4 protein-coding genes are annotated in these 3964 nt (G+C 59.4%); 3 read left to right on the top strand and 1 reads right to left on the bottom strand.

Annotation, left to right across the window (positions count from 1 at the left end; translation table 11 throughout):
* The 3 genes from HA48_RS21735 to HA48_RS21725 form a co-directional block, all read left to right on the top strand.
* The coding region (locus HA48_RS21735; RefSeq protein ID WP_208613170.1) for a cellulose synthase subunit BcsC-related outer membrane protein at positions 1–732 on the top strand (732 nt) is incomplete at its 5' end.
* Positions 732–1178, top strand: a complete 447-nt coding sequence (bcsD, locus tag HA48_RS21730; RefSeq protein ID WP_128603160.1) for a cellulose biosynthesis protein BcsD — start codon at positions 732–734, stop codon at positions 1176–1178. The genes HA48_RS21735 and bcsD, both read left to right, overlap by 1 nt.
* A gap of 9 nt (positions 1179–1187) precedes the next feature.
* Positions 1188–2192, top strand: a complete 1005-nt coding sequence (locus HA48_RS21725) for a family 8 glycosyl hydrolase (RefSeq protein WP_128603159.1) — start codon at positions 1188–1190, stop codon at positions 2190–2192.
* Positions 2193–2234: 42 nt separating this feature from the next.
* Here the strand turns inward: HA48_RS21725 and bcsC are convergent.
* On the bottom strand, positions 2235–3964 hold a 1730-nt coding region (gene bcsC / locus HA48_RS21720), incomplete at its 5' end, for a cellulose synthase complex outer membrane protein BcsC (protein ID WP_128603158.1).

Raw genomic sequence — 3964 nt, 5'->3', positions numbered from 1 at the left:
TCACCGAAGCTGACCGATTTCCTGACGCTGATCCTGACCGGCGAACGTCGCGCAATGACCGACAGCCTGCTGTCGTACGTTGGCGTTGAGGATAAGACCAGCGGTAAGAGGTGGGGCCGCGTGACGAAAAACGGCGGCAACGCCATGCTAAGTTACGATAACGGCGATGCCGGCTTCTATGTGGGCGGCGGCGCGTATAGCTATATTGGGGAGAATGTGGCCAGCAACAACAGCGTGCAGGCAACGGCCGGTGCTTATGTGCGCCCGTTCCACTATGACGATCGCGAACTTAAGGTGGGCATGAGCCTGTCATGGATGGATTTCTCAAAGAACCTCAGCTACTTCAGCTATGGTCAGGGCGGCTATTTCAGTCCGCAAAACTACGCGGCAGTGTCATTCCCCGTCGACTTCAGCCGCAAGTTTGACGACCTGAAGGTAAACATTGGCGGATCGGTTGGCTATCAATCTTACAGTCAGGACAAAAGCGCTTACTTCCCGAACGATGCAGCACTGCAGGCACAGCTGCAAAGTCTGGCCGATCGCGGCTTCGTGAAAAGCGCTTATTACAGCGGCGAGAGCAAAAACGGCATCGGCTATAACCTGCACGCCGGAGCGGATTACAAGATCAATAAAGATGTCACCATCGGCGGGCAGTTAGGCTACGACACCTTTGGCGACTACAACGAGAGCACAGCGAATCTGCACTTCCGTTATCTGTTTGGAGAGAACTAATGAGTGAGCAACTGGCCGCACGCGTCAGCCATCCGCATCAGCCAGGCTGGTTTGATCTGGTCAGCGTGATGATTGAGAGCATGCTGGATAACGCGGGTGAAGAGGCAGAAGGTTTCCTCAACGGCGTGGGCGAATCGCTGGCAGCACGCTATCCTTTGCCGGAGGCGCGCACCGTGCAGGATCTGGAGCGGGAGATCAATCTTCAGCTGGCGCGCTTTAGCTGGGGCTTTGTGCAGTTACAGCCGCTGGAGAACGCGATTCTGCTGCAGCATCACGCGCTGCCGCAGGGTGACAGCAGTGTGGATGCAGAGCGCTGGCAACTGGCACTGAGCGCCGTGCTGGCAGGGCTTTATGCACAGTGGCTGCGCGCGCAGGGTGGCAGTGCGGGGGTGCCGCTGACGCTGGAAAAACTTGACAGCGGTACGCTGTACTTTCGATATCAATAGGATGCGGTGATGAGAGCGATGCGGTTATGGCGTCAATGGATGCTGGGTTTCATGATGATCTGTTTTAGCGCTCACGCGGCTGCGGACGGCTGGAGCACCTATAAAAGCCGCTTTATGAGCAGCGAAGGTCGTATTATTGATACGGCTAATAACAACGTCAGCCATACGGAAGGTCAGGGCTACGGCATGCTGCTGGCGGTAGCGAACAACGATCGGGCCACATTTGATCTGTTGTGGCAGTGGACGCAAACCCATCTGCACAATGCGCAAAACGATCTCTTTTACTGGCGCTATACGCCGGATGCCGCTGATCCGGTAGCGGATAAAAATGACGCCTCCGATGGTGATGTGCTGATCGCCTGGGCACTACAGCGCGCTGCGCAGAAGTGGGGCGGGGATTATCAACAGGCGTCCGATCGTATTCAGCGCGCGGTGGTGAAGCATACGGTTATCAACTATGCCGGGCATAAAGTGATGCTGCCGGGTGTACAGGGGTTTAATAAAACCAGCTATGTGGTGCTCAATCCCTCCTATTTCCTGTTCGCGGCGTGGCGTGAGTTTGCGCAGCACAGCCATCTGCGCGTGTGGAGTGAGTTGATTGATGACGGCATGACGCTGCTGGGCAACATGCAGTTTGGCAAAACCGGACTGCCGCTGGATTGGGTGGCTTTAAATGCGGATGGCTCCATGGCGCCGGCGGTTGGATACTCTAACCGTTTCAGTTACGACGCGATCCGTATCCCGCTGAATATCTGGTGGTACGACCCGCAGAGCCTGCGGCTGGTACCGTTCCAGCGCGTCTGGCAGGGCTATGCGCGCCAGACAACGCCCGCATGGTTTGATGTGCTCGCCAATACATCGGCACCTTATAACCTGGACGGAGGGCTGCTGGCCGTGCGCGATCTGACGCTTAACGAAACCGCCAGTCTGAGCGACCGCCTGGCGCCGGAGCAAAATTACTTCTCCGCCAGTCTGCAACTTCTGACCTGGCTGGCGTACCAGGAGAAACGCTAATCCTCTCTGGCTGCGCAGCGGCTTTATGCTGGCGGCCCGCAGCTATTTGAAGTTGGCGTACGGCTCTAACGGCTGAGGTGGCATGTCCATGTCGCCGTTCCAGCCCGCCATCGAATAACGCAGATAGATCAGGCCATGGCTGGGGGTGTAATCCTTGGCCTGCTGTATATCCATCGACAACCCCACCGACCAGTGTGGTGTGATGCGCCGCTCCACGGTGGCTTGCAGGGTGTAACCAAAACCACGGCCGGAGCTGCTGTCAGAGACAGGATTAGACGCCAGCGTAAAGCCCGGGTTAACCGGATAGCGCTGCTGGCTTTCGGTTTTTGATTGCGACCAGGAGACCGAGCCGCCGACATCAAATGACCAGTTCTCCGTGCGCTGGCGATAGGTCAGCGGCACGGCCAGGGAGAAATATTGCTGGGGACTGTAATAGCCGCCCTGACCAAAGGTGTAATCGCTTAAATCTTTCTGGTAGTGCCACAGCATGCTGTTCAGGCCGACAGTGGCGCGGCGATTATCTTCATTGATGAGCTTGTAGTAGTAGCCTGCCATGAGTCGTTCGCGGCTGTTATCCGCCACATTATCACCGCTGATTTGATGCGCGCTGATGTCGGCCCACACGCCGTGCGCGCCGCCGCGATCGAAACTCAGCCCCACGCTGCCGCCGGTGGCCACCACGCCGCCCCAGGTTTTACCGCCCTGTGACGCAGGATCGCGCGCGCCGGCATAAGCCAGCAGCGAGCTGGAGACAGGACGACGCGAGGCCGTAAACGTCACCCCAAGCTCATCGATATCGGTTTTCCAGCTCACGCCACCCACCCAGTTTGTCACGGCAAAACCAAGTGGCGTGGTGCCCAGGTCGGCGGACCAGCGGTCATTGTGCCAGCCCGCGCCAACGGCTGTGCCCGTGTCGCGCTGCGTGAAATCACGGCTGCAGCCGCCTGAGTTGGCATCGTTACAGCTGCCGAACAGCTCGCTATGGCTGCCGTCCGCGGTGGCAAACGTGCCGGCTGAGACCTGTACGCGATCAACACGCACAAAGCCGCGCCCGTCCGCCAGTGGCGTTTCCGCCTGCATCATGGTGGTGTGCGCGGTGAAATCAGAGGTTCCGCCGGTGCCTTTATTGCGCGAGTAGTCCTGCTCCAGCGTAAACGTGGTGTCCTGCTGGCGATAGAGATCGGCAGCGTCGCTGCGGATACTGCGCTTCAGCCAGTCATCGTCTGATTGATTGCGCGTCAGGCGCGTGTAGTCGTCGTTATCAGCCGGAAGCGTCGGCGTTATGGCACCGGCGACCATCGCCAGCCGGTAATCCTGCTGCGCCAGCGCCGGCTGCTGCTGTTGCGCCTCCAGCCGTGCGGCGTCGCGATAGACCAGCGCTTTCGCCTGTGAGGGTGTTTCCCGGGCCGCACGGGTTTTCAGCATGTCAAACAGCTGCTGCGCTTTTGCGCTGTCGCCGCTGCGTTGCCAGGCCAGCGCTACGCGCCGCCCGCTGTTAATACTCTGCTGCGCCACGCTGTCCGGCAGCTGTTGTAAAGCGTGTCGGGCTTCGGCACTGCGCTGCAGGGCGATCAACGCGTCGATACGGCCCAGCGCGGCATCACTATTATTGCCATCCTGCTGCAACACGCGCTGATAACCGGCCAGTGCACTGCGCGCATCGCCACGCTCAAGCGCCCAGTCGGCCAGCGTATTATCCCGGCGGGGGGAGGCCGGCTGCTGTTGCAGCAGGGCGATCGCCGCCGCTTCATCGCCGCGCGCGCGCAGCGCGA

Source organism: Pantoea wallisii (assembly GCF_002095485.1).
Taxonomy (GTDB): Bacteria; Pseudomonadota; Gammaproteobacteria; order Enterobacterales; family Enterobacteriaceae; genus Pantoea; species Pantoea wallisii.
The sequence above is the reverse complement of the archived record's forward strand: the minus strand, read 5'-3'. Positions and strand labels throughout refer to the sequence as shown.